General features: G+C 61.6%; 2 protein-coding genes. Both read right to left on the reverse strand.

The genetic code is table 11. The features are described from left to right. Nucleotides 1–598: 598 nt before the first annotated feature. A complete protein-coding gene (locus J4G38_RS28075) occupies nucleotides 599–1,291 on the reverse strand; it encodes a hypothetical protein (protein WP_210522215.1) in 693 nt (230 codons plus the stop codon). A gap of 349 nt (nucleotides 1,292–1,640) precedes the next feature. Next, on the reverse strand, nucleotides 1,641–2,486 hold the full coding sequence (locus tag J4G38_RS28080) for a hypothetical protein (protein WP_210522214.1): 846 nt from the start codon (nucleotides 2,484–2,486) through the stop codon (nucleotides 1,641–1,643). Between the last annotated feature and the right edge of the window lie 290 nt (nucleotides 2,487–2,776).

Below are 2,776 nucleotides of genomic sequence, written 5' to 3' on the forward strand. Positions count from 1 at the left end.
CTCGTAGAGAAAGCTCCAGTCGACGAGCTCCGCGAGCCGGCGGTAGAGGTTATGGGGCCGTACCCGCTCACTGAGCCGAAAGCGAACCACCTCCTTGTCGAGAAACAGCTTCTTGCCTTGCATCTTCCCTCTACGAACCCGGGTTCTGCAACAGCCACGGTCCGATTAGCAAAACGAGCGGATGCTCGAACGACCTCCTCCTTTATTTTCTCGAACGACTTCCTCCTTTAGTTTTTCGATAAGGTGGAAGGTCCTGGACGCGGAGTAGAATGGCGTCAGCGGGGCGTCCGCGATGAAAGGCAGCGGTGTCTAGTTTCACGGCTGACATCGGCACCGTGACCGTGCGCGGGGAAGCGGCGGCCCTTTTGGGGTGAGGGGCTCCTTTCCCCGGGGAGGTATTGGGTGCAGGAGTTGGCGTTGTTTGGGCGGAAGCAGGACCGCATAGGGCCACTAGCGTCAGGCCAAGTAGGAAAATGGGGTCGGGTTTCATAATCAGGGAAAAGGTGCAAGGGTGAAGAAACTGACTATGAACCTTATTGACGTTCATTCAAACGGTGGGTCGGTAAACACAGCCCGTTCAAAAATAGGAGGGTCTGAATTAGTAGTAATCGAAGTAGTGTACGTGGCAGGAGGAGTGGGTCGGCGAGGCGGTCGCCGCAGCGCGGAGCCACTCGGCGGGCCGCACCAGCGTTGGTCGCAGGGCAGCTGGGCCCTGCACCTGCAACGGCGGCAGGCTGTATTCCGCCCCGGGGCCGGTCTCTGGAACCTCAGCGAAGGCCGGGCCGGGTTGGGTGCGCCAACCGACCAGCAGGGTGCTGTCCGGTCGCACGAAGAGCGTCACCCGGGCCGAGTCCGGGCCCACGAGCCGGCCGGCGGACATGTGCCGCCAGTTTTGGGCCGGGGGGCCGTCCGCGCCTGGTGTGCGCGCCCGCCACTGCGCGTAGCGCCGCTCCCAGGCGCGGTGTTGGGAGCTTTCCACCGCGGCCCCGGCCATCCCCCAGTGCGGGTTGGGGTTCCAGTACACCGTGTCCATAGGGGCCAGCACGAGCAGGGGCTCGTAGAGTCCAAGCAAGGGGTCGGCACCGGGGGGCACCTGCACGCGGCGCACCACGGCCCGGACCAAGTAGGAGCCGCGGGGCTCGTGTTCCCCGGCACCCGGGCGCTGGCCCCGCCACCAAGCGGTGTCCCGGTCTGGGGCCAGGGGCAAACCGCACGAGACGCGCAGCGGCACGTAGCCTTTGTTGCGCACGTACACCGCCACCGACCGCTCGCTGGCCCTGGACAGGGCCACCTCCCCCGGGGGTGCCCCGAGGAACGGCAGCGTAAACAGCAGCGCCAGGCCCACCACCCCGAGAAAGTACAACCCCGCCCCGACACCGACCAGCAGGACAAGCAGTTTGCGCAGGGCGGCCCAAGGGGACGGTTTCATAAAACAAGCAGCAGGGTACCCCTCTATCGGCAACGGGGCAAAAAGTAACCCGATTGCGGCCCGGGGCGCCCCATCATGAATGCACGAAACCCAATGACCCTTGACTGTTCAGAGTTCAGCAAAAGGGTCCGAAGCGCAAAGGGAAAGTATAATTGGGCGCTAGATTTGGATGTCCCCTGCGCCGAGACAATCGGATAAGGTTGCTCTTTCGCTAATTGTATTGATAGAAAAACGTCCTTTTGGCATGGCTGAAGGAGAAGATGTCCTCCGCAAACGTTTCTATTAGGCCCGCCGGCGTGTAGGTAAACGCTTCCGTTCCCGTGGTGACTTCTCGGCGGTGGTCGCGGGTGAAATGGCGCCGCGATAACAACCGGTTGTTGTCGCCATACCGGTACGCCACGCCCGTGGTTCCTTCGGACTCCACGTAGAGCACCTGGCTTTTTTGCCCGTCGGACCGGTATTCCGTGAGTTGGGTGAAGAAAAGCTTTCCCTTGTCAAAGAGTTGCTCCCGGATCGGCCGGTCCTGGTCGTCGTACGAGGTTCGTTTGACCCGCCCGTTGATGCCGCTTCCGTCGATGGTGGACTCTGTTTCATGGCCTTTTTCGTCGTAGGCAAATCGTTCCTCGCTCAGGACTTGCCCCGTGGCCGCCGCGCGTGTTTTCCGCGCCAAGCGGCCGGCCGGATCATACGCCAAGCGCTGCACCTCTTTTCCGGTGTACCCGTCGGTGACGGAGATCAACTGCTGCCGTTCGTTGTAGTGATAGCGCCAAAAGGTGGTATCCTTCATGGCGGAATGCGTGGTTTTCGACCACAGCACGTGGTTTTCTTCGTTGAATTGCTGCGCGCGGGAGTGGCGAATCGTCTCCGCTAAAAAGCTGTCGTCCGAGGAAGCGAGCACATTTCCGCTGGGGTCGTACCGTTCCGTTGCGGCCAGCCGGGTTCCGGCGTAGACGCGAAGCTTGGTGACCTTTTGGGCCTTGAGCAGCGAGGCTTCGTTCGCCTGAGCCGCCGCCCAGGCGGGTAACGTAGCCAAGAGGAAAAGCAGCGTTCCTTTCACGGGGGTGATTTTTGGGTGACGGAAACGCTAAAGGTAGAAACCCGGCGTTTCTTGGCCTAAGCGACCCCACGTAGCTCCAACGCTTCGATTACCCCAGCCTCTAAGTGACCGCTGCAGTTCACTTAAACGGTCGTGGCTGTTGCAGAACCCGGGTTCGTAGAGGGAAGATGCAAGGCAAGAAGCTGTTTCTCGACAAGGAGGTGGTTCGCTTTCGGCTCAGTGAGCGGGTACGGCCCCATAACCTCTACCGCCGGCTCGCGGAGCTCGTCGACTGGAGCTTTCTCTACGAG

This window comes from Hymenobacter terricola, from assembly GCF_017921975.2.
Classification (GTDB): domain Bacteria; phylum Bacteroidota; class Bacteroidia; order Cytophagales; family Hymenobacteraceae; genus Hymenobacter; species Hymenobacter terricola.